The organism is Streptomyces sp. NPDC028368, assembly GCF_055565615.1.
In genome coordinates this window covers 426997-451220 of the sequence record NZ_JBVHTY010000002.1, presented here as the reverse complement: position 1 = coordinate 451220, position 24224 = coordinate 426997, and the positions used below count along the sequence as shown (strand labels likewise).

The 24224-nt window shown below is 71.4% G+C and carries 24 protein-coding genes and 1 riboswitch; of the genes, 10 read left to right on the top strand and 14 right to left on the bottom strand.

Annotated features, from left to right (window positions below):
- Nucleotides 1-96 precede the first annotated feature (96 nt).
- Nucleotides 97-209, top strand: a riboswitch (TPP riboswitch).
- The 6 genes from thiO (at nt 207) to ACZ4S3_RS05510 (ending at nt 6497) form a co-directional block, all read left to right on the top strand.
- Nucleotides 207-1415 (top strand): glycine oxidase ThiO, encoded by a 1209-nt coding sequence (gene thiO / locus ACZ4S3_RS05535; RefSeq protein ID WP_467926172.1) that lies wholly within the window; start codon nt 207-209, stop codon nt 1413-1415. (Overlaps the previous riboswitch by 3 nt.)
- Nucleotides 1412-1633 (top strand): sulfur carrier protein ThiS, encoded by a 222-nt coding sequence (thiS, locus tag ACZ4S3_RS05530; protein WP_467926168.1) that lies wholly within the window; start codon nt 1412-1414, stop codon nt 1631-1633. Before thiO ends, thiS begins: the two co-directional genes overlap by 4 nt.
- A gap of 9 nt (nt 1634-1642) precedes the next feature.
- A complete protein-coding gene (locus tag ACZ4S3_RS05525; RefSeq protein WP_467926163.1) occupies nt 1643-2497 on the top strand; it encodes a thiazole synthase in 855 nt (284 codons plus the stop codon).
- Between the two features lie 444 nt (nt 2498-2941).
- On the top strand, nt 2942-4900 hold the full coding sequence (gene pknB, locus ACZ4S3_RS05520) for a Stk1 family PASTA domain-containing Ser/Thr kinase (protein ID WP_467926158.1): 1959 nt from the start codon (nt 2942-2944) through the stop codon (nt 4898-4900).
- Between the two features lie 63 nt (nt 4901-4963).
- Nucleotides 4964-5860 carry a deoxyribonuclease IV gene (locus tag ACZ4S3_RS05515; RefSeq protein WP_467926154.1) on the top strand — a complete coding sequence of 299 codons (897 nt, stop codon included), beginning with the start codon at nt 4964-4966 and terminating at the stop codon, nt 5858-5860.
- 70 nt (nt 5861-5930) lie between these two features.
- The gene (locus tag ACZ4S3_RS05510) at nt 5931-6497 is read left to right on the top strand and encodes a DUF4396 domain-containing protein (protein ID WP_467926149.1); all 567 of its coding nucleotides are present in this window, start codon (nt 5931-5933) and stop codon (nt 6495-6497) included.
- 31 nt (nt 6498-6528) lie between these two features.
- Here ACZ4S3_RS05510 and ACZ4S3_RS05505 read toward each other — a convergent pair whose 3' ends face one another.
- The gene (locus tag ACZ4S3_RS05505; protein WP_467926145.1) at nt 6529-7152 is read right to left on the bottom strand and encodes a sulfite oxidase-like oxidoreductase; all 624 of its coding nucleotides are present in this window, start codon (nt 7150-7152) and stop codon (nt 6529-6531) included.
- Between the two features lie 155 nt (nt 7153-7307).
- On the opposite strand from ACZ4S3_RS05505, the gene bfr reads away from it, so the two are divergent.
- Nucleotides 7308-7784, top strand: coding sequence for a bacterioferritin (bfr, locus tag ACZ4S3_RS05500; protein WP_467926141.1), 477 nt, complete (start codon nt 7308-7310; stop codon nt 7782-7784).
- A gap of 18 nt (nt 7785-7802) precedes the next feature.
- Here bfr and ACZ4S3_RS05495 read toward each other — a convergent pair whose 3' ends face one another.
- Both ACZ4S3_RS05495 and ACZ4S3_RS05490 read right to left on the bottom strand, forming a co-directional pair.
- Nucleotides 7803-8099 (bottom strand): (2Fe-2S)-binding protein, encoded by a 297-nt coding sequence (locus tag ACZ4S3_RS05495; RefSeq protein ID WP_467926137.1) that lies wholly within the window; start codon nt 8097-8099, stop codon nt 7803-7805.
- A 153-nt stretch (nt 8100-8252) separates the two neighbouring features.
- Nucleotides 8253-9602 (bottom strand): class II 3-deoxy-7-phosphoheptulonate synthase, encoded by a 1350-nt coding sequence (locus ACZ4S3_RS05490; protein ID WP_467926133.1) that lies wholly within the window; start codon nt 9600-9602, stop codon nt 8253-8255.
- Between the two features lie 569 nt (nt 9603-10171).
- Here ACZ4S3_RS05490 and ACZ4S3_RS05485 point away from each other — a divergent pair.
- Entirely contained in the window at nt 10172-12169 is a 1998-nt protein-coding gene (locus ACZ4S3_RS05485) for an anthranilate synthase family protein (RefSeq protein ID WP_467926128.1), read from the top strand.
- Here the strand turns inward: ACZ4S3_RS05485 and ACZ4S3_RS05480 are convergent.
- From ACZ4S3_RS05480 to ACZ4S3_RS05460, 5 genes are all read right to left on the bottom strand, one after another.
- Nucleotides 12135-13151: a 2-hydroxyacid dehydrogenase gene (locus ACZ4S3_RS05480; RefSeq protein WP_467926123.1), complete on the bottom strand. Its 1017-nt coding sequence runs from the start codon at nt 13149-13151 to the stop codon at nt 12135-12137. The two genes, ACZ4S3_RS05485 and ACZ4S3_RS05480, sit on opposite strands and share 35 nt — an antisense overlap.
- Before the next feature lie 179 nt (nt 13152-13330).
- A complete protein-coding gene (locus tag ACZ4S3_RS05475; protein WP_467926119.1) occupies nt 13331-14359 on the bottom strand; it encodes a 6-phosphofructokinase in 1029 nt (342 codons plus the stop codon).
- Between the two features lie 170 nt (nt 14360-14529).
- Nucleotides 14530-15174 carry a response regulator gene (locus ACZ4S3_RS05470; RefSeq protein WP_467927316.1) on the bottom strand — a complete coding sequence of 215 codons (645 nt, stop codon included), beginning with the start codon at nt 15172-15174 and terminating at the stop codon, nt 14530-14532.
- Nucleotides 15175-15206: 32 nt separating this feature from the next.
- A complete protein-coding gene (gene macS, locus ACZ4S3_RS05465; protein ID WP_467926114.1) occupies nt 15207-16481 on the bottom strand; it encodes a MacS family sensor histidine kinase in 1275 nt (424 codons plus the stop codon).
- Nucleotides 16482-16509: 28 nt separating this feature from the next.
- Nucleotides 16510-17277, bottom strand: a complete 768-nt coding sequence (locus ACZ4S3_RS05460; RefSeq protein ID WP_467926111.1) for a lysophospholipid acyltransferase family protein — start codon at nt 17275-17277, stop codon at nt 16510-16512.
- A gap of 219 nt (nt 17278-17496) precedes the next feature.
- Here ACZ4S3_RS05460 and ACZ4S3_RS05455 point away from each other — a divergent pair, with 219 nt between their 5' ends.
- Entirely contained in the window at nt 17497-18294 is a 798-nt protein-coding gene (locus ACZ4S3_RS05455) for an alpha/beta hydrolase (protein WP_467926107.1), read from the top strand.
- Nucleotides 18281-18820 carry a hypothetical protein gene (locus tag ACZ4S3_RS05450; RefSeq protein ID WP_467926102.1) on the top strand — a complete coding sequence of 180 codons (540 nt, stop codon included), beginning with the start codon at nt 18281-18283 and terminating at the stop codon, nt 18818-18820. Before ACZ4S3_RS05455 ends, ACZ4S3_RS05450 begins: the two co-directional genes overlap by 14 nt.
- Nucleotides 18821-18890: 70 nt before the next feature.
- Here ACZ4S3_RS05450 and ACZ4S3_RS05445 read toward each other — a convergent pair whose 3' ends face one another.
- From ACZ4S3_RS05445 to ACZ4S3_RS05420, 6 genes are all read right to left on the bottom strand, one after another.
- Entirely contained in the window at nt 18891-19640 is a 750-nt protein-coding gene (locus tag ACZ4S3_RS05445; RefSeq protein WP_467926098.1) for an endonuclease/exonuclease/phosphatase family protein, read from the bottom strand.
- 134 nt (nt 19641-19774) lie between these two features.
- Entirely contained in the window at nt 19775-20716 is a 942-nt protein-coding gene (locus tag ACZ4S3_RS05440) for an ROK family glucokinase (protein ID WP_467926094.1), read from the bottom strand.
- Nucleotides 20717-20803: 87 nt separating this feature from the next.
- Complete coding sequence (locus tag ACZ4S3_RS05435) at nt 20804-21289, bottom strand: DUF5304 domain-containing protein (RefSeq protein WP_467926090.1); 486 nt, start codon at nt 21287-21289, stop codon at nt 20804-20806.
- 65 nt (nt 21290-21354) lie between these two features.
- On the bottom strand, nt 21355-22602 hold the full coding sequence (locus tag ACZ4S3_RS05430; RefSeq protein ID WP_467926085.1) for an ArsA family ATPase: 1248 nt from the start codon (nt 22600-22602) through the stop codon (nt 21355-21357).
- A 2-nt stretch (nt 22603-22604) separates the two neighbouring features.
- Nucleotides 22605-23108, bottom strand: a complete 504-nt coding sequence (locus tag ACZ4S3_RS05425; protein WP_467926081.1) for an SRPBCC family protein — start codon at nt 23106-23108, stop codon at nt 22605-22607.
- 148 nt (nt 23109-23256) lie between these two features.
- Nucleotides 23257-24033, bottom strand: a complete 777-nt coding sequence (locus tag ACZ4S3_RS05420) for a metallophosphoesterase family protein (protein WP_467926077.1) — start codon at nt 24031-24033, stop codon at nt 23257-23259.
- Nucleotides 24034-24224: the final 191 nt, after the last annotated feature.

Sequence of the window (24224 nt, the reverse complement as noted above, 5' to 3'; positions counted from 1 at the left end):
GAGATCTCTGACACAGCGTCACGGACGGTCACCGCGGGGCGCCGCCCCGGGGCGCTCCCTTACGGCGCGTCGCGGGCCCGTATTAGGGTGACGGATACACGCACTCGCGGGAGCCCGGACGCACCGGGCTGAGAGGGAGGCTGGCCGGCCTCCGACCGTACGAACCTGATCCGGGTCATGCCGGCGAAGGGAGGGGCTGGACGCCCATGCCTCCACCTGCCACACCATCCATCGAACGGCCCGACGTCCTGGTCATCGGCGGCGGCATCATCGGGCTGGTCACCGCCTGGCGGGCGGCCGGCCGCGGGCTGAGCACCGCGGTGGCCGACCCCGCGCCCGGTGGCGGTGCCGCCCATGTCGCGGCCGGCATGCTGGCCGCGGTCACCGAGCTCCATTACGGCGAGCAGACGCTGCTCGGCCTCAACCTCGCCTCCGCGCGGCGCTATCCGGACTTCACCGCCGAGCTGGAGGAGGCGAGCGGGCAGCGGATCGGCTACCGGCGGTGCGGCACGCTGGCGGTGGCACTGGACGCCGACGACCGCGCCCATCTGCGCGACCTGCACGCCCTGCAGACCCGGTCCGGGCTGGATTCCCAGTGGCTGACCGGGCGCGAGTGCCGCCGTCTGGAGCCGATGCTGGCCCCCGGGGTCCGCGGCGGCCTGCGGGTCGACGGCGACCACCAGGTCGATCCGCGCCGTCTGGCGAGCGCCCTGCTGATCGCCTGTGAGCGGGCCGGAGTGACCTTCCACCGGGCCTGGGCCGAGCGGCTGACGGTCGAGGGCGGGCGTGCCACGGGTGTCGAGCTCTCCGACGGCGGGCGGCTGTCGGCCGGCCAGGTCGTCCTGGCCGCGGGCAGCCACAGCGGACGGCTGGCCGGGGTCCCCGAGGCGGTGCTGCCCCCGGTGCGGCCGGTCAAGGGGCAGGTACTGCGGCTGCGGCTGCCGGACGTACCGGCCGGCAGCCCCGCCTTCCTGTCGCGCACCGTACGGGCCGTCGTACGGGGAAACCCCCTCTACCTGGTGCCCCGCGAGAACGGCGAGCTGGTCCTGGGCGCCACCAGCGAGGAGATGGGCTGGGACACCACCGTCACCGCGGGCGGCGTCTACGAGCTGCTGCGGGACGCGCATGAGCTGGTCCCGGGTATCACCGAGCTGCCGCTGGTGGAGACCTGCGCCGGGCTGCGGCCCACCTCCCCCGACAATGCGCCGATGCTGGGGCCGACCGAGCTGCCCGGCCTCCATCTGGCCACCGGGCACTTCCGCAACGGCGTTCTGCTGACGCCGGTCACCGGCGATGCGATGGGCCAGGCGCTGGCCACCGGGCGTCTCCCGGACGAGGCCCGGCCGTTCTCCCCCACGCGTTTCACCGCCCGAGCGGCCGAGCGCGCCCGCGTCCGAGAGGAGCAGCCCGTATGAGTGCCCCCGTGCCCACCGTGTCGGTGTCCGTCAACGGCGAGGCCCGCCAGGTCCCCGGGGACCTGACCCTCGACCGGCTCGTCGCGACCCTGTCGACGGCGCCCTCCGGGGTGGCCGCGGCGCTCAACGAAGTCGTGGTGCCGCGCACCCAGTGGCCCACCACCCCGCTCGACGACGGCGACCGCGTCGAGGTACTCACCGCGGTCCAGGGAGGCTGATCCGCAGACATGACGCATACCGCAGCCTTCCGGGGGACGGCGCCCGCCGCGCCCGACAGCGGCTCCGCCGCGGACCCCGACACCCTCACCATCGCCGACGCCACCTTCGAGTCCCGGCTGATCATGGGGACCGGTGGCGCGCCCAGCCTCGACGTCCTCGAGCGGGCGCTGCTCGCCTCCGGTACGCAGCTGACGACGGTCGCCATGCGGCGGCTGGACCCGACCGTGCACGGCTCGGTCCTGTCCGTACTGGAGCGGCACAAGATCCGGGTGCTGCCCAACACCGCGGGCTGCTTCACCGCGGGCGAGGCCGTGCTCACCGCCCGGCTGGCCCGGGAGGCGCTCGGCACCGACTGGGTCAAGCTGGAGGTCGTCGCCGACGAGCGCACCCTGCTGCCCGACCCGATCGAGCTGCTGGATGCCGCCGAGACCCTGGTGGACGACGGATTCACGGTGCTGCCCTATACGAACGACGATCCGGTGCTGGCCCGCAAGCTGGAGGACGTGGGCTGCGCCGCGATCATGCCGCTGGGCTCGCCGATCGGGTCGGGTCTGGGCATCCGTAATCCGCACAACTTCCAGCTGATCACCGAGCGGGCGGGCGTCCCGGTCATCCTGGACGCCGGCGCGGGCACCGCCTCGGACGCCGCACTCGCCATGGAGCTGGGCTGTGCGGCGGTGATGCTGGCCTCCGCGGTGACCCGGGCCCAGGAACCGGAGCTGATGGCCGAGGCGATGCGGTACGCCGTCGCCTCGGGCCGGCTGGCGCGGCGCGCGGGGCGGATCCCGCGACGGCATTTCGCCCTCGCCTCGTCGCCGACGGAGGGCGTGGCGGCGTTCGACCCGGAACGGCCTGCCTTCTAGGAGGCTTCCCACGTTTTTGTCTTTCCCGCCGTGGTGGTTTCGCGTCGTGGCGCCTGCGGCGGGCGTGGTTTTGTCGGGTGCGGTGCCACACCTCCGGACTCCGTCCTGCGGCGCGGCCCCTCCCACGGGTGGGTGGACAAAACGGGCTGGTGGGGGCGTGCGTTTCGGGTCAGCTGCGCCCTGTGATGCGTCCACAGGGCGCACCCGACCACTGACGTGCACTCCCACCGGCCTTCTTTTTCCCACCCTCTACGGGGAGGGGGCGGGCCGTAGCGGCGGAGCCGTGTAGGTCCGGTCCCGCAGCCGAACAGCCCCGCGCAGCGGCACCGCCCGCCGCAGGCGCCACGGAGAGAAACCACCACGGCGGGAAAGACAAAAACGTGGGGCGCCGACAACGTAGGAGGCTCGCCAAGCGCAGCGGAGGGGCACGTAAACTCTCCCCCCGTGGATACGACCCTTCAGGACCCGCTCGAGGGCCAACTGCTCGACGGCCGCTACCGCGTCCAGGCGCGCATCGCCGCAGGCGGTATGGCCACGGTCTATCGGGCCTTGGACACCCGGCTCGACCGTGTGCTCGCGCTGAAGGTGATGCACCCGAGCCTCGCCACGGACGCGGCGTTCGTCGACCGCTTCATCCGGGAGGCCAAGTCGGTCGCGCGCCTTTCGCACCCGAATGTGGTGGGCGTCTTCGACCAGGGCACGGACGGTACGTACGTCTATCTGGCGATGGAGTACGTGGCCGGGTGCACCCTGCGTGACGTGCTGCGCGAGCGGGGCGCCCTGCAGCCGCGGGCCGCGCTGGACATTCTCGAGCCGATCCTCGCGGCCCTGGGCGCCGCCCACCGCGCGGGGCTCGTCCACCGGGACATGAAGCCGGAGAACGTCCTGATCGGCGACGACGGCCGGGTCAAGGTCGCCGACTTCGGCCTGGTGCGGGCGGTGGACACCAACACCACCGCCTCCACCGGCTCCATTCTGGGCACCGTCTCCTATCTCGCGCCCGAGCAGATGGAGCACGGCACCGCGGACGCCCGCGTCGATGTGTATGCCTGCGGTGTGGTGCTCTACGAGATGCTGACCGGCGGCAAGCCGCACACCGGCGGTTCCGCGGCACAGATCCTTTACCAGCATCTGCACGAGGACGTGCGGCCGCCGTCCCAGCTCGTGCCCGGTCTGGCGCCGCAGCTGGACGGTCTGGTCGCGCTGGCCGCCGCCCGCGACCCGCAGCGGCGCCCGCAGGACGCGGTGGCCCTGCTGTCGCAGACGCGCTCGGCGCGCGCCGGGCTGACCGACGAGCAGCTGGATCTGGTGCCGCCGCAGGCCAACGAAGTGCCCGGGAGCGACGTCGAGCGTACGGACGTGCTCCCGCGGCCGGGTGCCGTGCCGCTGCCCGGCGAGGCGGAGCTGAACCGCACCAGCCGGCTGGAAGTACCGCCGGCGGATGCGGCGGCGCCCGCCGACCGGACCACCCGGCTGCGCCCGGTGCCCGCCGCGGCGCCGCGTACGGGCCTGATGCAGCGCCACAAGATCCTCGCGATCGTCGCGGCGGTGCTGCTGGTCCTCGGAATGGGCACCGGCGTCTGGTACATCACTTCCGGCCAGTTCACGACCGTCCCCGCCGTGCTGGACATGCCGCAGGCCAAGGCCGCGAAGACGCTGCGCGACGAGGGGCTGGGCGTGAAGGTGGTGCGCGACTTCAGCTCCAATGTGCGGCGCGGCCATGTCATGAAGACCGACCCGGCGACCGGTGGGCGGATCCGCGGTACGGGCACGGTCACCCTCACCATCTCCCGGGGCCCGGAGATCGTCGTCGTACCGGAGCTGTCCGGCACCCCGGTGGCCGACGCCAAGCGCAAGCTGCGGGATCTCGGGCTGGCTCCGGGCACCGAGAAGCGGGATTTCAGCGATGAGGTCGCCAAGGGCTCGGTGATCCGTACGTACCCGGTCGCGGGCACCAAGCGGCGGCCGGATACGGCGGTGGCGCTGACGATCAGCCGGGGCGCCCCGGTCCAGGTGCCGGATGTGGTCGGGGACGACCGCGCCGATGCCGTGACCTCGCTGGGTGACGAGGGTTTCCAGGTGAAGTTCGCGGACCAGCCGGTCTTCTCGCAGGAGGACAAGGGCACCATCGCCCAGCAGTCGGCGGAAGCGGGCTCCCATCTCGGCAAGGGCGATACGGTCACCCTCACGGTCTCCAAGGGGCCGGAGATGGTCACGGTCCCGGATGTCACCGGCCAGAGCGCCAAGGACGCCAAAAAGACGCTGACGGACCTCGGTTTCCAGGTCGAGGTGGACAAGCCGTTCCTCTTCCCGCAGGACGAGGTCGAGAGCCAGTCCGTCGAAGGCGATGAGCAGGCCCCGAAGGGCAGCACCATCACCATCAAGCTCAAGGGAGCCCTGTAGGTCCCCGCTGGTCGGCGGCCGTCCGGCGGACGGCCGCCGAAGGGCACCTGGCACCCTGGGAGGGTGAGTACTTCCCCCTCCCCCGAGCGCGCCCGCGCACGTAATCCGGTCGGTGGCCATGTGCCGGTGGCCGGCGGCCTGGCGAAGATCGGCCTTCCCTACGCCCGCGAGATGGGCGGCGAGACCGTGCAGGTCTTCGTGGCCAATCCGCGCGGCTGGGCGACGCCGACCGGCAGCCCCGAACAGGACGAGGCGTTCCGGGCGGCCTGTGCGCAGGAGGGAATTCCCGCCTATGTGCATGCCCCGTATCTGATCAACTTCGGGTCGCACAACGCGGTGACCGTCGACAAGTCGGTGGAGTCGCTGCGCCACTCGCTGCGCCGCGGCCGGGAAATCGGCGCGCTCGGCGTGGTCGTGCACACCGGTTCGGCGACCGGCGGGCGGGCGCGCACCGCGGCGCTGGCGCAGGTACGGGAGCGGATGCGGCCGCTGCTGGACGAGCTGACGCGGGACGACGACCCCTGGCTGCTGCTGGAGCCGACGGCCGGGCAGGGCGCTTCGCTGTGCGCGCTGGCCGAGGATCTCGGCCCGTATTTCGACGCGCTGGAGCGGCACCCGAAGCTCGGCGTCTGCCTGGATACCTGCCATGCCTTCGCGGCGGGGCACGACATGGCGGCGCCGGGCGGGATGAAGGCGCTGCTGGACGAGCTGGTGGAGGTCACGGGCGAGGGGCGGCTGAAGCTGATCCACGCCAATGACTCCAAGGACGTGGTCGGCGCCCACAAGGACCGGCACGCGAACATCGGCGCCGGGCATCTGGGCGCGGAGCCGTTCGGCGAGCTGTTCCGGCATCCGGCGACGGACGGGGTGCCGCTGGTGATCGAGACGCCGGGCGGCAAGGAAGGCCATGCGGCGGACGTGGCCCGGCTGAAGGAGCTGCGCGCGGCGATCACCCCTTGAGGTGATACCCCCCGGGGGTATACGGTTCCTGTTGTCGGGCAGGAACCGCTACCTCTCGTTGGGGGCTCCCATGCAGCACCACGCGCACCATGAGCACGAGGCCGTCGCGCACGAGGCGGCCGGGCACGAGGCGAGGGGACAGCACGCGCCGGCCGGGCACCGGCACGGTGGGCACCACGCCGCCCACCAGGACCACGGCCCGGTCAGCTGGTCGATGGCCGCCCAGGCCACCGCGCACTGCCTCACCGGCTGCGCCATCGGCGAGATCCTGGGCATGGTGATCGGCACCGCGCTGGCCTGGCACAACGTCCCGACGATGATCCTCGCGATCGCGCTGGCCTTCGTCTTCGGCTACTCGCTCACCCTGCGCGGCGTCCTGAAGGCGGGCGTCGGCTTCCGTACGGCGTTCCGGATCGCACTCGCCGCCGACACGCTCTCCATCGCCGTGATGGAGCTGATCGACAACGGCGTGATCGCGCTGTGGCCGAGCGCGATGGATGCCCACCTGTCGGACGCGCTGTTCTGGGGCGCCCTGGCGGTCTCACTGGCCCTCGCCTTCGCGGTGACCACGCCGGTCAACAAGTGGATGATCGGCCGCGGCAAGGGCCATGCGGTGGTGCACCGGTACCACCACTGAGGGCGGCACGAGTACGGGCGCGGGCGCGGGGCTAGAGTTCCGGGCCCTCGCCCGGCTCTTCCTGGTACGAGAAGCGCTGCTCGCGCCAGGGGTCGCCGAGGTTGTGGTAGCCGCGCTCCTCCCAGAAACCGCGGCGGTCCGCCGTCATGTATTCGATGCCGCGGACCCACTTGGGGCCCTTCCAGGCGTACAGATGCGGCACGATCAGCCGGACCGGAAATCCGTGTTCGGCGGTGATCAGTTCACCGGAGCGGTGGGTGGCGAAGATGCAGTTCTCGGCCGCGAAATCCGCCAGCCGCACATTCGAACTGAATCCGTACTCGGCCCACACCATCACATGGGTGACATCTGGCGCGGGCGGCGCGAGATCCAAGATCGTCTGGGCACGGACCCCGCCCCATTCGGCGCCCAGCATGCTGAATTTCGTCACGCAGTGCATATCCGAGACGACCGTCGAATAGGGCAAAGCAGTGAATTCCTCATGCGTCCAGCAGTACTTTCCGCCGTCCACGGTGGCGCCGAAGGCGCGGAACTCCCAGCGCTCGGGGCGGAACTTGGGAACCGGCCCGTAATGCGTCACCGGCCAGCCCCGCTGCAGTCGCTGACCCGGAGGCAGCTGAGACTCCTCCTCCTCGCGGCTGTGCGGCTGACCCATGCCTCCATGTTGTCAGACCGGGAGGGGTGCCGATGACCAGGGAGGGAGGGATTCGGGCAACTCATACTAAGCGTGCACTTACTGGACTCTCCGCTCCGGGCGGTGCGAGGATGCCCGGCACCTGCCCAGTTCTCGCGCGGAAGGAGCCCTCAACCATGCAGGGCGACCCCGAGGTCATTGAATTCCTCAACGAGCAGCTGACTGCCGAGCTGACCGCGATCAATCAGTACTTCCTGCACGCCAAGATGCAGGAGAACTTCGGCTGGACGAAGCTGGCGAAGTACACGCGCAGCGAGTCGTTCGACGAAATGAAGCATGCGGAGCTGCTGACCGACCGCATTCTCTTCCTCGAAGGCCTGCCGAACTACCAGCGGCTGTTCCATGTACGCGTCGGCCAGACGGTCACCGAGATGTTCCAGGCGGACCGGCAGGTCGAGGTCGAGGCGATCGACCGGCTCAAGCGCGGTATCGAGATCATGCGCGCCAAGGGCGACATCACCTCGGCGAATATCTTCGAGGACATCCTCGCGGACGAGGAACACCACATCGACTATCTCGACACCCAGCTGGAGCTGGTGGAGAAACTCGGTGAGGCGCTGTACATCGCCCAGGTGATCGAGCAGCCGAGCTGAGCGCGCTCACCGGGAGGGTCAGGCGGCCTCCTGGAGCGCCACGGGCACCCCTGCGGCCGCCTCCGCGACCGGCCGCTCGGGAGCGGAACTCAGCGACCCGGGGGCGGTGCCCAGCGGTTCGCGGGCACCGTTGTCGATGAGCTCACGGCGCGGGCACGCACCACGGCCGAGCAGCTCCTGGATGCGGCGCACACAGCCGCCGCAGTCGGTGCCGGCCTTGCAGGCGGAGGCAATCTGGCGGGGCGTACAGGCGCCCGTGTCCGCGTGCTCGCGGACCTGCTTCTCGGTGATGCCGAAGCATGAGCAGACGTACACGCGGTTTCACCTCCGTGGGGACACCTCGGTACTCATCGATCCCGCCGATCTTGAGTGAGGTTACCCTTACCTTACCTGGCGCCCCGGGCGGCGCACAACGCGATGGGGCGCGGATCACAGGATCCGCGCCCCATCGTCGTACTGTGCTCGCGCCTACTGGTCGCGGTACATCTCCGCCACCAGGAACGCCAGGTCGAGCGACTGGCTGCGGTTGAGCCGCGGGTCGCAGGCCGTCTCGTAGCGCTGGTGCAGATCGTCGACGAAGATCTCGTCGCCGCCGCCCACGCACTCCGTGACGTCGTCGCCGGTCAGCTCGACATGGATGCCGCCCGGGTGCGTGCCGAGGCCCTTGTGGACCTCGAAGAAGCCCTTGACCTCGTCCAGCACATCGTCGAAGCGACGGGTCTTGTGGCCCGAGGCCGCCTCGAAGGTGTTGCCGTGCATCGGGTCGCAGATCCACGCCACCTGGGCGCCGGAGGCCGTGACCTTCTCGACCAGCTCGGGGAGCTTGTCGCGGACCTTGTCCGCACCCATGCGGGTGATGAAGGTCAGCCGGCCCGGCTCACGCTCCGGGTCGAGGCGCTCGATGAGGGTGAGCGCGTCCTCCACCGTGCTGGTCGGGCCGAGCTTGACGCCGATGGGGTTGCGGATGCGCGAGGCGAACTCGATGTGCGCACCGTCCAGCTGACGGGTGCGCTCGCCGATCCAGACCATGTGGCCGGAGACGTCGTAGAGGTTGCCAGTGCGCGAGTCGACGCGGGTCAGCGCCGACTCGTAGTCGAGGACCAGCGCCTCGTGGGAGGCGTAGAACTCGACGGTACGGAACTCCTCCGGGTTCACCCCGCAGGCGTTCATGAAGTTCATCGCGCGGTCGATCTCGCGGGCCAGCGCCTCGTAGCGCTGCCCGGACGGCGAGGACTTCACGAAGTCCTGGTTCCAGGCATGCACATGGCGCAGGTCGGCGTAGCCGCCGGTGGTGAAGGCGCGCACCAGGTTGAGGGTCGCCGCGGAGGCGTGGTACATCCGCTGCAGCCGCTGCGGGTCCGGGATCCGGGCCGCCTCGGTGAACTCGAAGCCGTTGACGGAGTCGCCGCGGTAGGTCGGCAGCGTCACGCCGTCGCGGGTCTCGGTCGGCTTGGAGCGCGGCTTGCTGTACTGGCCGGCGATCCGGCCGACCTTGACCACCGGGACGGACCCGGCGTAGGTCAGTACGGCGCCCATCTGCAGGAGCGTCTTGAGCTTGTTGCGGATGTGCTCGGCGGATACGGCGTCGAAGGCCTCCGCGCAGTCGCCGCCCTGAAGCAGGAACGCCTCACCACGGGCGACCGCTCCCAGGCGCTCACGCAACTGGTCGCACTCGCCCGCGAAGACGAGCGGCGGATAGGACTCGAGCTCCGCGATCACATCGCGCAGAGCCTCTTGGTCCGGCCAGTCAGGCTGCTGCGCCGCGGGCAGGTCTCGCCAGGTGTTGCCACCGGCGTGGGTTTCAGCGTTCACGGTCACGAACTCCACATTACGGGGTCTTGATGGGCGTCCAGTACGCCGCCCGGAGTGTGAGACGGACTCCCTCTGGGTACCAGGATGCCCTTCCTTCGGTGAGACGTCCTCCGGGGCGCCGCGGGCGACGGCGGCGGGGCCCGGGGCCGTCGCCCTCCGGTGCGCGGCGAAGCCTCTCGACAACCGCTTCTCCTCCGGCGCTGCAAAACCAGTATGGGACGCGACGAGATGCCCGGAGCCGCAAAGCAGACCCGTAAAGCCGCAAAGTTCCCCCACCGCCCTGCGGCGTTTCCGCAGGTGCGGCGCGGCACGGCCCGGCCACGACGCCGCCGGCCACGGAGCTCGCGGGCGCTCACCGGCGTCGGCCACCCGGCACCGCGTCCCGTCGGGTAGGGTGCCCGGCATGCACGCGCAACCGGCCATGAACAGGAACTGGTGGTGGACCGCTCATCCGGCGGCCCACTGATTCGCGCGCACACCACAGACTCCGCGAAGGCCGCCCGAGGGCGGCCTTCGGTCTTTCCGGATCCGGGCCGGCCCTCTCCCCCACCACTTGAGTGAGAAGGACGAGGAACATGCATCTGCCCGAGCTGCTCGCCGACGACCGGCCCTTTGCCCTGCTGCGCCGCCGCACACCCGGCCGTGACCACGACACGGTGGAGGTCCTGATCGGCCCCGTCGCCGCCTACGACCGGCTCGCCGACCTTCCCGAGGGCCTGGCGCTGGTGCCGTTCCGGCAGATCAGGGAGCGCGGCTTCGATGTGCGTGACGACGGCACGCCGCTCCTGGCGCTGACCCCCGAGGAGACCTACGAGCTGCCGCTCGCCGAGGCGCTGGCACAGCTCCCCAGCCATGACGTGCGGGTGAGCGACGGGGCCTTCGACGTGACCGACGAGGCGTACGCGGACATCGTCGGCCGGGTGGTCCAGGAGGAGATCGGCAGCGGCGAGGGCGCGAACTTCGTGATCCGGCGGACGTACGAGGGCGAGATCCCGGGATTCGGCAGGGCCGATGCGCTCGCGCTGTTCCGGCGGCTGCTGACCTCGGAGCGGGGCGCGTACTGGACGTTCGTCGTGCACACCGGAGAGGCAACGGGGTCCGAAGGGCCGTCCTCGAGCGGGCGGGGGCGGGAGACGGGCGGGCGCACCCTGGTCGGCGCCAGCCCCGAGGTGCATGTACGGATGAGCGGCGGCACCGTCGTGATGAACCCGATCAGCGGGACGTACCGCTACCCGGCCGGCGGCCCGACCGCCGACGACCTGCTCGAGTTCCTCGCCGACGGCAAGGAGATCGAGGAACTCTCGATGGTCGTCGACGAAGAGCTCAAGATGATGTGCACCGTCGGCGACATGGGCGGCGTGGTGATCGGCCCGCGCCTGAAGGAAATGGCCCACCTCGCGCACACCGAGTACGAGCTGCGCGGCCGCTCGTCCCTGGATGTGCGGGAGGTGCTGAAGGAGACGATGTTCGCGGCGACCGTCACCGGGTCGCCCGTACAGAACGCGTGCCGGGTCATCGAACGGTACGAGCCCCTCGGACGGGACGGCATCGGCCGCGGCTACTACGCGGGCGCGCTCGCGCTGATCGGCCGCGATGCGGGCGGCGCGCAGACGCTGGACTCGCCGATCCTGATCCGTACCGCCTACATCGACGGCGGGGGCACCTCCCGCGCATGGGGGTCCCCCCGCTCGAGCGGAGCCGAGAGTGGGGGAAAAGCCGAAAGTGGGGGAGGGCGGCTGCGGGTGCCGGTCGGGGCGACCCTGGTGCGCGGCTCGGATCCGGCGAGCGAGGTGGCCGAGACGCACGCCAAGGCGGCCGGGGTGCTCACCGCGCTCGGCGTGCGCCCGGCGCCCGCCCGGCCGGCCCGGACCGCGCCGCCGCGGCTGGCCGACGACCCCCGGGTGCAGGCCGCGCTGGACGCCCGCCGCGCCGACCTCGCCCCCTTCTGGCTGCGGATGCGGACCACCGCGCCGACCGCCGCGCTGAGCGGCCATGCGCTGGTCGTCGACGGCGAGGACACCTTCACCGCGATGCTGGCGCATCTGCTGCGCACCTCGGGCCTGACGGTGGATGTCCGCCGGTACGACGAGCCGGGGCTGCGCGCGGCGGTGCTCGCGCACGAAGGGCCGGTGGTGCTCGGCCCCGGCCCCGGCAACCCTGCCGACGCGGCCGACCCCAAGATGCGGACGCTGCGCGCGCTCACCGCCGAGCTGGTCCGCGAGCACCGGCACGGGCTGCTCGGCGTGTGCCTCGGCCATGAACTGCTGGCGGCCGAGCTGGGGTTGGAGATCGTCCGCAAGGAGGTGCCCTTCCAGGGCGCGCAGGAACGGATCGACTTCTTCGGGCGCACGGAGACGGTCGGCTTCTACAACACCTTCACGGCCCGCTGCGACGACACCACGGCCGCCGAACTGGCCATGCACCGCATCGAGTTGAGCCGGGATGCGGCGACCGGCGATGTGCATGCGCTGCGCGGCCCCGGCTTCGCGGGCGTGCAGTTCCACCCCGAGTCCGTGCTCACCCTGGACGGCGCCGCGGTCACCGCCCAGCTGCTGGCAGCTGTCCTCGTGTGACCAGCATGTTCTCGTTGGTGCGGTGGGCCAGATAGTCCTCGACGTTGCGCACGGTGGCGTCGATGATCTGGCCCACCGCGTCCCTGGTGAAGTACGCCTGGTGCGAGGTGACCAGCACATTCGCGAAGGTCATCAGGCGGGCGAGGATGTCGTCGTTGATGACGTCCAGGGACTTGTCGAAGAAGAAGAGCCCGGCCTCCTCCTCGTAGACGTCGAGGCCGACGCCGGACAGCCGGCCGGCCTTGAGCGTCTCGACGAGGGCCGCGGTGTCGAGGAGCCCGCCGCGGCTGGTGTTGATCAGGATGGCATCGTCCTTCATCGCGGCCAGCGCGGCGGCGTCGATGAGGTGCCGGGTGGCCTCCAGCAGCGGCACGTGCAAGGTGATCAGGTCGGACCGGGCGAACAGCTGCTCCTGGCCGACGTACTTCATGCCGAGCGCGGCACAGTTGGGGTTCTCGGCGATGTCCCAGCCGAGCAGATTCATGCCGAAGCCATGGGCGATCCGGGTGAACGCCTCGCCGATCTTCCCGGTGCCGATCACGCCCGCCGTACGGCCGCGCAGATCCCGGCCCATCAGGCCGTCCAGCCGGAAGTCGAAGTTACGGGTGCGGTTGGCGGCCCGTACGATCCGCCGGTTGACCGCCAGCGCGAGGCCCCAGGCGAACTCCGCGACCGCGTACGGGGAGTAGGAGGAGACCCGGCCGACGGTCAGGGCGAGGTCGGCCGCGGCCTGAAGATCGATGTTGTTGAAGCCCGTGGAGCGCTGGGCGATCATCTTGGTGCCGCCGGCCGCGAGGGCCTGGAGCACATCGGCGCCGAGGTCACCGTTGACGCTGGAGCTGACGATCTCGTAGCCGTGCGCGATGGGGGCGGTGTCGCGGTTGATGAACACATCGAGACTGCGGACCTGATGCCGGCCCTCGAAGGCCTTCTCCAGCGGAGCGCGCTCGTCCGCCTGCACTCCGAAGGCGACGATCTCCACGTTCTCTCCCACCGGTACGGTTCGCCCCGCAAATATGCAATGGGCCGGATATGTCGCGTACGGCGAATATACGGCCCATTGCCCGGCTGTGCCGCCCGGAGTGCGGGGCGGGGACGCAGCACGGTTCAGCCGGAGAACGGGGCGCAGCCGAAGCGCGGACCCCTACCCGAAAGCGGAACTCACCCGAAGAAAACGCCCACCTCGGAATAGAGCGCCGGGTCGACGGTCTTCAGCTTTGCGGTGGCCTCCGCGATCGGGACCCGGACGATGTCGGTGCCGCGCAGCGCGACCATCTTGCCGAAGTCGCCGTCACGTACCGCGTCGATGGCGTGCAGCCCGAAGCGGGTGGCCAGCCAGCGGTCGAAGGCGCTGGGCGTGCCGCCGCGCTGGGTGTGCCCGAGCACCGTGGTGCGGGCCTCCTTGCCCGTACGCCGCTCGATCTCGTTGGCCAGCCACTCCCCCACGCCCGACAGCCGGACGTGGCCGAAGGAGTCGGTGGACCCGTCCTTGAGGACCATCTGGCCGTCCTTGGGCATCGCACCCTCGGCGACGACCACGATCGGGGCGTAGCGGACCTTGAAGCGGGACTCGATCCAGCCGCAGACCTCGTCGATGTCGAAGCGCTGCTCGGGGATGAGGATGACGTTGGCGCCGCCGGCGAGTCCGGAGTGCAGCGCGATCCAGCCGGCGTGCCGGCCCATCACCTCGACGACCAGGACCCGCATATGGGATTCGGCGGTGGTGTGCAGCCGGTCGATGGCCTCGGTGGCGACGCCGACGGCGGTGTCGAAGCCGAAGGTGTAGTCGGTGGCGGAGAGGTCGTTGTCGATGGTCTTGGGGACGCCGACGCAGGGTACGTCGTGCTCGTCGGAGAGCCGGGTGGCGACGCCGAGGGTGTCCTCGCCGCCGATCGCGATCAGCGCCCCGATCTCGTGCTTGGCGAGGTTCTCCTTGATCCGGCGGACGCCGTCGTCCTCCTTGAACGGGTTGGTCCGCGAGGAGCCGAGGATGGTGCCGCCGCGCGGCAGGATCCCGCGGACCGCCGCGATGTCCAGCGGCATGGTGATGCCCTCGAGGGGGCCGCGCCAGCCGTCCCGGAAGCCGACGAAGTCGTAACCGTATTCCTGGGTGCCCTTGCGGACGGCGCCCCTGATCACCGCGTTCAGACCAGGGCAGTCGCCGCCGCCGGTGAGTACTCCGACCCGCATCGCTTCACCTATCCCGTCGATGGCCGCGTACGGCCGTGAATGAGCAGACCCGCGTCACGCTAATGGTGACCTGGGTCACTCCGGGATGGGGCACACGCCGATTCCGTTGTTTTGCCGGGGAGTTGACGCCGGGCGTTCACCCGTACGAGGGGAACCCGGCGGGGCCGGTGTTACGCGTCGTCCAGGCCGCGCTCGATGGCGTACCGCACCAGCTCCACGCGGTTGTGCAGCTGGAGTTTGCCGAGGGTGTTCTGGACGTGGTTTTGCACCGTGCGGTGCGAGATGACCAGGCGCTCGGCGATCTGCTTGTACGAGAGTCCCTTGGCCACCAGGCGCAGTACCTCGGTCTCCCGCTCCGTCAGCTGCGGTGCGCCCGGCTCGTCCGGCGTCGCGGGGGCCGGTTCGGTGGCCAGCCGGCGGTATTCGCCGAGCACCAGACCGGCCAGTCCCGGCGTGAACACCGGGTCGCCGGCGGCCGTGCGGCGCACCGCGTCCAGCAGTTCCTGGGTGCTCGCCGACTTCAGCAGATAGCCGGTGGCTCCGGACTTGACCGCCTCCAGGACATCGGCGTGCTCGCCGCTCGCGGAGAGCACCAGCACCCGCAGCGCCGGGAGGGAGCCGACCAGTTCCTTGCACACCTGGACGCCGGGGAGCTCCGGCAGATTGAGGTCCAGCACCAGCACGTCCGGGGCGGCCGCCTGCGCCCGGCGCACCGCCTGGAGGCCGTCGCCGGCCGTCGCCACCACGTCGAACCCGGCCTCGGCCAGGTCCCGCGCGACCGCGTCCCGCCACATCGGGTGGTCGTCGACCACCATCACCTTCAGACCCGACCGGCCCGTCTGCTCGTTCACGCTCTCGCCTTCCCCCTGCCCTTGGGCGCCGCGCCCTTGGGTACCGTCAACTCCACTTCCGTGCCCTGGCCGGGGACCGAGATCCACTCGGCGCGCCCGCCCAGGTCCCGCAGCCGGCCCCGGATCGACAGGGCCACGCCCAGGCGGCCCTCGCGCTCGGCGTCCGCGAGCCGTCCCTCGGGAATGCCGGGGCCGTCGTCGCGCACCGTCACGATCACCGCCTGCGGTTCGTCCTCCACCAGGATCCACGCGTGGGCACCGGCCCCCGCGTGCACCCGCACATTGTCCAATGCGGCACCGACAGCGGCCGCCAGCTCCCCCGCGGCGGCGGCCGCCAGCTCGACCGGCGCGCCGGGCTCGGAGAAGGTGACGCCGGCGCCCGCGTACGGGGCGAGCAGCGCCCGGACGTCGCACGGGACGCCGGCCGGGGCGGACGGTGCGGCCTCCTTGCCGGCGTACGGTGCCGGCTCCGCGACGGCCTCCGTGCGCGGCGGCGGCATCAGCCCGCCGGCGACCAACGTCCGCAGCGCGACCTCCTGTTCGCCCGCCATCCGGCCCAGCTCGGCCGCCTCGCCGCCGATCGCGGCGCCGCGCCGCTGCACCATGGCCAGCACCTGCAGCACGCTGTCGTGGATGTCGCGGGCCAGCCGCTCCCGTTCGCGGGTGGCCGCCTCGATCTGCAGGGCGCGGGCGAGGGTGCGTTCACTGGCGCGGGCCACCTCGACGACGTAGCCGATGGCCACGCTGGCCACCCACACCAGGACGACGTTGTGGATGGTGTCGCGGGCCAGTTCCTGGCGTTCGACGAGGTTGGCGACGGCGACCGCCGCGGAGGCCACCGCGGCCCAGCGCCAGCCGCGCTTGATCGCGAACCCGAGGACGGCACCCGCCGTCCAGATGGAGGGCAGGGTGGGCCCGCCGTCCATGATGCGGGCGTGGGTGTCCACCAGGGGCGTCAGCAGAATGCCGCCGACGGCGAAGGCGAGGTCGGCGAGCAGGAAGTGCCGGGTGCAGCGCTCCGCGGAGGTCGTACGGCGCCAGGTGAACGCCATCCAGACGGTGAGCGCGGCCAGGTACGCGAAGGCGCCCAGCGGATGCGCGTACTGCTTGTACGTGAGCGCGAACAGGCCCAGCGTGTAGACGAGGGTGAGGATGCGGTAGCCGGTGAGCGCCCGCCACAGCGGCAGCTCCACGGACATCCGCAGCACCTTCGGGCGCTTGCCGTGGCGCCTGGCGGCGCCGCTCACCGTCGCTATGTCGGCATCCGTCATGCCGCCCCCCACCCCTCGCCGGGCGCGACTACGCCCCGGTCGTCTCGGCCGTCCCCTTGTCGGCGGCCTTCCCGGTGGCCTTTGTGGCCTCCGTCTCCGCCTTCTTCTTCGTCTCCGCCGCCTTCGCCGCATCGGCGATCTGCCGCTTTGCCGCCGTCGCGTAGATGTCGACGTACTCCTGGCCGGACAGCTTCATGATCTCGTACATGACCTCGTCGGTGACCGACCGCAGGATGAAGCGGTCGCCCTCCATGCCCTGATAGCGGGTGAAGTCGAGCGGCTTGCCGATGCGGATGCCCGGCCGGATCATCTTCGGCACGATCTTGCCCGGAGGCTGCACCTTCTCGGTGTCGATCATCGCTACGGGGATGACCGGCGCCCCGGTGGCCAGCGCCACCCGCGCCAGTCCGCCCGGCTTGCCGCGGTAGAGGCGGCCGTCCGGGGAGCGGGTGCCCTCGGGGTAGATGCCGAACAGCTCACCGCGCTCGAGCACCTCGATGCCGCTCTTGATCGCCGCCTCGCCCGCGCCGCGGCCGCCGGAGCGGTCGACCGGCAGCTGGCCCACGCCCTTGAAGAACGCCGCGGTCAGCTTGCCCTTCACGCCGGGCGAGGTGAAGTACTCGGCCTTCGCGATGAAGGTGACCTTGCGGTCGAGCACCGCGGGCAGGAAGAAGGAGTCCGAGAAGGACAGGTGGTTGCTCGCGAGGATCGCCGGACCCTCGGCGGGAATGTTCTCGATGCCTTCCACCCAGGGACGGAACGCAAGCTTGAGCGACCCGCCGATGGAAAACTTCATTGCGCCGTAGATCAACCGACTGCCTCCTGTGTGTGACGCAAAGACCTTAACCTGCCCCGGCGCCCCACTCGCCGCGGCGGGGCTGCGACGCGGCCCACCTACGGCCGAGCGCGCACCGGGTGAGCGGCCGCGCGGCCGCCGCCGGACCTATCCGCTCCGCGTCCCTCCGCGTACGCTGAGGTAACCCACCAGGCCCCCTTAATCGATCGGAGTTCCCCGGTGCCGCTCCTTCCCGGAGCCGAGCCGTTCCGCCGTGACGGCGGAGAGGTCGGCGTCCTTGTGTGCCACGGCTTCACCGGCTCCCCGCAGTCCGTACGCCCCTGGGCCGACCATCTGGCCGGCCAGGGACTGACCGTCTCCCTGCCGCTGCTGCCGGGACACGGCACCCGCTGGCAGGACCTGCAGGTCACCACCTGGCAGGACTGGTACGCCGAGCTGGACCGCGAGCTGCGCGCACTGACCGAGCGCTGCACCAAGGTCTTCGTCTGCGGCCTGTCCATGGGCGCCGCGCTGGCGCTCCGGCTGGCCGCCAAGCACGGCCCTGCGATCAGCGGCGTGGCCGTGGTCAACCCGGCCAACAAGGTCCATGATGCCGCGGCGCCGCTGCTCGGTGTACTGCGTCATGTCGTACGGACCACCAAGGGCATCGCCAGCGACATCGCCAAGCCGGGCGCCGAGGAGGTCGGCTACGACCGGGTGCCGCTGCACGCCGCGTACTCGCTGCGCCGCCTCTTCCAGCAGGTCGACTCCGAACTCCCGGGCGTCACCCAGCCGTTGCTGGTGATGACCAGTACGCAGGACCATGTCGTACCGCCCGCGGACTCCGAGCGGATCCTGGCCCGGGTGTCCTCCACGGACGTACGGCAGACGCTGCTGGAGCGCAGCTATCACGTCGCCACGCTCGACCATGACGCGGAGCGGATCTTCGAGGAGAGCTTCGCCTTCATCAGCCGGCTCGCCCCCGAGGCGCAGCCGGGCCCGGTCGAGGAGGGGACGGCGGCCAGTGGCGGAGCATAGCCCCCGCGACCCCCGGGATCCGCTGGACGAAGAGGCCGCCTGGGCGGAGATCGTCGCGGGGTACGGCGAGCAGCCGGAGTTTCCCACGGCGGCGGAGGACGGCGCCGAGGAGGCCGGCCGTAAGGACGGCCAGGACGGCGAGGCGCAGTCGGGGGCCGATGACACGGCGCCCGGGACCGCCCGCCCGGGCAGCTTCGTCGTCTTCGCGCCCGGGGTCGGGCCGCGCGACTGGAGCGCCTCCGAGCCGTCCGACGACGATTTCGACGAAACGGACGAGGGTCACTTCACCCCGCCCGAACCTCCCCCGCTGCCGACGGCCGATGTCACCACCAAGTTCGCCTGGCTCGCGGTGCTCGGCGGCCCGCTGCTGCTGGTGACGATGGTGATCATCCAGCAGCCCGTGACGTGGTGGATCGCCCTCCTGGGCATCGGCGGCTTCCTCGGCGGCTTCGCCACGCTGGTGGGGCGGATGAAGAACGACGACGGTGACGACGGTGATCGGCCGGGGGGCGGCGCGGTGGTGTGAGCCATCCGCCCGGCCCGTCCGGCGGCCGAGGACATGAGGCCGACGGCATGGGGCCGACGGCCGTATCCCGCTAGCCTCCGGCCGGCACCCGAAGAGCCGCCAGCACCGGCAGATGATCCGAGGCGGCCTTCAGATCCGCCTCCCGCACCCCCGGCAGCCCATACGGCACCCCGCACCCCAGGACCTCGACGCCGTCCGTGGCGAAGACGGCGTCGATCCGCTGATCCGGCTCATGGGGCGGGGAGGTCATCTCCCCGCCCCACGGCTTCGCCGCCCACGCATCCGTCAGCGCCCCGGCCACCCGCCGGAAACTCCGCCCGTCGGGCCGGTCGTTGAGGTCCCCGCCCGCAATGGCGTGGGGCACGTCCAGCAGCGCCAGGTGCTCCAGCAGCAGCCCGGCCTGTCCGTAGCGTTCCGCGTCGGCCAGGCTGAGGTGGCAGCTGAGCACCCCGAGCCGTGCGCCGGCGATCCGGACCACGGCGGTCGCGAAGCCCCGCTGGTGCAGGCCGGGGGTGCGCGGCAGCAGGATGTCCCGGGTACGTTCCACATGGGCGCGCAGCGAGGAGAGGATCATCGGGCCCGCGGTCGTGCCGCCGCCGGTGACGTACACCAGCCCCGACGCACGGGCCAGCCGCTCGGCGGCCTTGCGCCAGCGGAAGAACCGGGGCGCTTCCTGGACGAGCACGAGATCGGGGGCGCAGGCCCGGATGACTCCGGCCAGTGCCGCCCGGTCGTCGCGCAGCGAGCGGATGTTGTAGCTGAGCACTCGGATGACGGCCGAACCGTCGGGTTCCGTACGGGAGTCGGGGAGTGGGATCAAGGCGGGCAGGTCCTCTCGCCGGGGCCGCCATACGGGCCGGGGACGGGGTTGTCGCTCGGGCTCGGAGTAGGGCAGAGCCCGCCGCGCCCCGGGGGACGTGACGGGCTTTGCCGTAGTACGGAACAGCGGGCGGCTCAGCCCTGACGGGCCAGGTCCGCGGCTCCCACCAGCCCCGCCTTGCCCCCGAGCTGGGCGGCCAGGACCTGGGCGTGCGGGCGGTACTGGTTGCCGACCAGCCAGCGGCGGAAGGACTTGCGGATCGGGTCGAGGACCAGCTCGCCCTCGTCGGAGACGCCGCCGCCGACGATGAAGGCGGACGGGTCGAAGAGCGAGGCGAGATCGGCCAGGCCCGCGCCGGCCCAGCGGGCCAGCTCGCGGAACGAGTCGATGGCGACCGCGTCGCCCTGGCGGGCGGCCGTGCTGATGTGCTTGCCCTGGATGCCCTCCGGGGTGCCGTCGCCGAGCGAGAGCAGCACCGTGGCGTTCTCGGGGGTGGCGAAGGCGCGCTGGCGGGCGTACCGCAGCAGGGCGCGCCCGGAGGCGTACTGCTCCCAGCAGCCCTGGCTGCCGCAGCCGCACAGCAGGCCGTCGGGCACGACCCGGATATGGCCGAATTCGGCGGCGACGCCGAAGCGGCCGCGGCGCAGTTTGTTGCCGATGATGATGCCGCCGCCCAGGCCCGTGCCGAGGGTGATGCAGATGACGTCGCTGTGGCCCTGGCCCGCGCCGAAGCGGTACTCGCCCCAGGCGGCCGCGTTGGCGTCGTTCTCGACGACCACGGGAAGCCCGACGCGCTGCTCGACCTTGTCCTTGAGCGGCTCGTGGCGCCAGTCGATGTTGGGCGCGAAGAGGACCGTGGCCCGCTTCTCGTCGACATATCCGGCCGCGCCGATGCCGACGGCCTCGATCTGGTGATCGGCTCCGACGGTGCGTACCGCGTCCGCGATCGCCTCGGTCAGGGCGTCGGTCGCCTGCGGGGTCGGTACCTGGCACGTCTCAAGGATCGAGCCCTCTTCGTCGACCACGCCGGCCGCGATCTTCGTGCCGCCGATGTCGACGCCGATGGTGAGTCCCATGTGTCCCTCAGTTATTCGCTCGAACCCCGCCGGGATCAACCGTACCGGAGGAGGGACCGCCTTCCCCTGCCGTGCGGTGGTGCGGGGTCAGTCGAGATCGATCCGCTCGGTGCCGGTGGGGCCGTCGTCGTCGCGCGGATCGTCGGCGCGGTCCCCGGCGGCGCCGCCGGGGCGGTCCTCGAGGTCGTCGCGGGTCCAGCGGCGCTCGCTGCGCTCGACGGCCGAGCGATAGGCGGCGAGCAGTTCGCTGCCGGCCGCGGCGAGGTGGTCGAAAACATCGGGGTTGCGCTCGATGACCGGCTCGACGGCGGCCTTGGCCTGCCGGAACAGCTGGTTGACGGCGCCCTGCGCGGCGATCCCGCCCAGTGCGCCGGGCAGCTGGATCCCGGCGAGCTTGTCGGTGACGGCCTCGGCGAGCTTGCGCAGCTCTTCGGCGGCGCTGCCCGGCTGAGGGCCGAATTCGGTACGGCGGCGGGCCTTCTCCGCCGCGAGGTCCTCGGCGCAGGCCGTCTCCCAGGCGTCGGCGTCGAAGTCGGCCTGACGGTCGGCAGGACGCTCGGTGGCATCACTCATGATGATCTCCGTGGACTCCGGCGGCGGGGCTCACCCCCGACGTTACCCGAATGGTGGTACGGCGTTCAGGAACTCCGGTCAGTGCTCTTGGGCCACAGCCCGGGATCCGGGGTGAAGCGGATGTCGAGGACGCCGTCGTGCAGTCCGGCGCCGGAGACGGTGCAGCGGCGCAGCGGTGAGGGGAGCGTACGGATCCGCCGGAAGGTGCCGACGCTGACGACGATTTCGTCGCCGCGGCGCACCAGAGCGAGACCGTCGCGCCGGGCGCCGGGCAGCGGCACCCGCCACAGGAGGATGCCGTCGGCGGCGAGGCGGTCCACCACCGTCCAGGGGTCGCGGTGCGCGGTGCCGGGGTCGGGGCCGCCCGCCGGGCCGTCGTCCGGACCGGGCTGCTCGGTGGGCCCGGTCCGGACGGCCTGTCCGAGCAGCTCGTCCAGGTCCTCGACGCCCTGCGGATCGCGGCCCAGGTGCGGCACTTCGTGGACGGGTACGTCGGGGAATTCCTCGCGCAGCGCCTTGAGGGCGGACTGCTGGCTGCCGGAGAGGGCCGCGAGGAAGGGGTCCGCGGAGCCGGTGGGCAGCAGCCGGTTGACGAGGAGGGCGTCGGTGCGGCGCCCGTACAGCGCGAGCCCGGCGCGCAGGGCACGCAGGTTGGCGGCGGCGACCGGGCCGGCTTCGGTGACCAGGCGTACGGAGGTGCCGGGGGCGTCGATCACCCGCTGTACGGCGGCGAGTTCGCCTTCCCAGCGCTCGGCGGCCTCGTACAGCTTCTGGGCCGGCATCGGGACGCCGGCGAGCTGGGCGAGCACCGGGCGCAGTGCGCGGGCGGCCTGGCGTTCGGGCGGCAGCAGGCGGCGCAGATAGCGGCGGACCTGGGCGGGCAGGGCGAGCAGCCGGATCGTTTCGGCGGCGGGCGGCATGTCGACGACGAGCAGGTCCCAGGCGTCCGAGGCGTGTTCGGTGCGCAGGGCGTGCAGCAGCGCGAAGGCCTCGGAGCCGGGGAGTTCGGTGAGTTCGTCCTCGTCGAGGGGGGCGGCACCGAGCAGGTCGAGGGCGGTGCCGGCGCGTTCCTGGAAGGCCAGGAACTCCTGCCGGAACCGGTCGCCGGAGTCGATGCGCCGGACGTGCAGGCCGGGGGCTATCGCCGTCGCGGCATCCGCGCTCAGACGCGAGCGCAGCACCGTTTCCGGAGCACTGCTCTCGGTGGTGAGCAGCAGTACGCGCGCTCCTCGCCGGGCACCGGCCAGGGCGGTCGCGGCGGCCAGCGTGCTGCGGCCTGCGCCGCCGGGGCCGGTGACCAGGACGATTCGCACGCTCAGAGCTTCTTGCCCTCGTCGGCGGCGGTCCCCTCGGACCCCTCGGCGCCCGCGGAACCCTCGGGGTCGCTCTCCACGCGCTTCTTCAGCCCGGCCAGCGCCCGGTCGATGATGACCTTCTCCGCCTTGCGCTTGATCATCCCGAGCATCGGGATCTTCACGTCCACGGTCAGCTGATAGGTGACCTCGGTGCTCTTGCCGCCGCTCACCGCAGCCAGACGGTACGAGCCGTCCAGCGCACGCAGCATCTGCGACTTGACCAGGGACCAGCTGACTTCGTTCTCGCCGGTCCACTTGTAGGCGAGGGTGTGGTCGTCCTTGATCGCACCGGCGTCCAGCACCAGGCGCACCTGCTCGGCGCGGCCCCGGTCGTCCTTGGCGAGCACCTCCGCCTCCTTGACCTCTCCGGTCCACTCCGAATAGCGGTCAAAGTCGGCGATCACTGACATCACTTCGGCGGGTGCCGCCTTGATCGTGATGCTTGAGCTGGTGTGTTCGGCCATCGCCGTGACTCCTCCATGCCATTTTCATGCCGCTTCGGTCCGGTCCGCCGACTCGCGTCAAACTCGTCAAACTCCGTGTCTCTGCTGCTGAAGGCTACCGCGCGGACGGACGCCGACGGACGCGGCCGGGCGTTCGCCGCCGCCGGGCTCACCACTGAAGGACGTAGGGCGTCCCCGTGGCGTTGAAGTGCCCGACGTTGATGCACTCCGTGGCGCCGATCCGCACCCGGCGGGCGAGCGGCTGATGCACATGCCCGAAGAGGGAGTAGCGGGGGCGGGTCTTGCGGATGGCCTCCAGCAGTGCCGAACTCCCGCGCTCGAAGCGGCGGGCGACGGTGTCGTAGCAGAGCTCGGGAACGTCCGGCGGAATGTGCGTGCACAGCACGTCGACCTCGCCCACCGCCTCGACCTTGGCGGCGTACTCCTCGTCCCCGACCTCGTAGGGAGTGGACATCGGCGTCGTCAGCCCGCCGCCGACGAACCCGAACACCCGGCCCCCGATGTCCACCCGCTGGCCGTCGAGGACCGTGACGCCCTCCCTCGCGTATTCGGGCCACAGCCGCGGCATATCGACATTCCCGTAGGTGGCGTACGTAGGCGTGGGAAAGGCCGCGAACAGTTCGGCGTACTGCTTGCGGACCGCGCCCTCGATGACCGATTCCCGGCTGCGGCCCGCCCGGTCCAGCTCCCCCCAGAGCCTGCGGCCCAGGTCACGGGCCTCCTCGAAACGGCGCGCGGTGCGCAGCGCGACGAGAGCGTGGGCATTCTCGACGCCGAACAGTTCGGGGAAGATGCCGCGCGAGTGATCGGCGTAATCCAGGAAGAGCACGAGGTCGCCGAGGCAGACCACGGCGTCGGCGCCGTCGCCCGCGGCGGACAGGCCGCGGCTGTTGCCATGTACGTCACTGACCACATGCACACGCATGGCGCCACCCTAGATGCCCCGGGCAGTTGCCGGGAGGCCGCCTGCGACCTGGGGTTACTTTCGGGTCAGTACGGTGCTGGTCTAGTCTGCGCGAGAGCAGTCCCATGGCGTGTCGTAAGTGTGTGACGCATCAAACATCTGGGCGCGACCCCCTATCCCAAAAGCAATACCGGTGGGTAACGTCCGGGCAG

Excerpts from the sequence above, each read along its gene's own strand:
- thiO (WP_467926172.1), top strand. The coding sequence starts at position 207 with ATGCCTCCACCTGCCACACCATCCATCGAACGGCCCGACGTCCTGGTC.
- thiS (WP_467926168.1), top strand. The coding sequence starts at position 1,412 with ATGAGTGCCCCCGTGCCCACCGTGTCGGTGTCCGTCAACGGCGAGGCC.
- ACZ4S3_RS05525 (WP_467926163.1), top strand. The coding sequence starts at position 1,643 with ATGACGCATACCGCAGCCTTCCGGGGGACGGCGCCCGCCGCGCCCGAC.
- ACZ4S3_RS05510 (WP_467926149.1), top strand. The coding sequence starts at position 5,931 with ATGCAGCACCACGCGCACCATGAGCACGAGGCCGTCGCGCACGAGGCG.
- ACZ4S3_RS05505 (WP_467926145.1), bottom strand. The coding sequence starts at position 7,152 with ATGGGTCAGCCGCACAGCCGCGAGGAGGAGGAGTCTCAGCTGCCTCCG.
- bfr (WP_467926141.1), top strand. The coding sequence starts at position 7,308 with ATGCAGGGCGACCCCGAGGTCATTGAATTCCTCAACGAGCAGCTGACT.
- ACZ4S3_RS05485 (WP_467926128.1), top strand. The coding sequence starts at position 10,172 with ATGCATCTGCCCGAGCTGCTCGCCGACGACCGGCCCTTTGCCCTGCTG.
- ACZ4S3_RS05475 (WP_467926119.1), bottom strand. The coding sequence starts at position 14,359 with ATGCGGGTCGGAGTACTCACCGGCGGCGGCGACTGCCCTGGTCTGAAC.
- ACZ4S3_RS05470 (WP_467927316.1), bottom strand. The coding sequence starts at position 15,174 with ATGGTGGTCGACGACCACCCGATGTGGCGGGACGCGGTCGCGCGGGAC.
- macS (WP_467926114.1), bottom strand. The coding sequence starts at position 16,481 with ATGACGGATGCCGACATAGCGACGGTGAGCGGCGCCGCCAGGCGCCAC.
- ACZ4S3_RS05460 (WP_467926111.1), bottom strand. The coding sequence starts at position 17,277 with ATGAAGTTTTCCATCGGCGGGTCGCTCAAGCTTGCGTTCCGTCCCTGG.
- ACZ4S3_RS05440 (WP_467926094.1), bottom strand. The coding sequence starts at position 20,716 with ATGGGACTCACCATCGGCGTCGACATCGGCGGCACGAAGATCGCGGCC.
- ACZ4S3_RS05435 (WP_467926090.1), bottom strand. The coding sequence starts at position 21,289 with ATGAGTGATGCCACCGAGCGTCCTGCCGACCGTCAGGCCGACTTCGAC.
- ACZ4S3_RS05425 (WP_467926081.1), bottom strand. The coding sequence starts at position 23,108 with ATGGCCGAACACACCAGCTCAAGCATCACGATCAAGGCGGCACCCGCC.
- ACZ4S3_RS05420 (WP_467926077.1), bottom strand. The coding sequence starts at position 24,033 with ATGCGTGTGCATGTGGTCAGTGACGTACATGGCAACAGCCGCGGCCTG.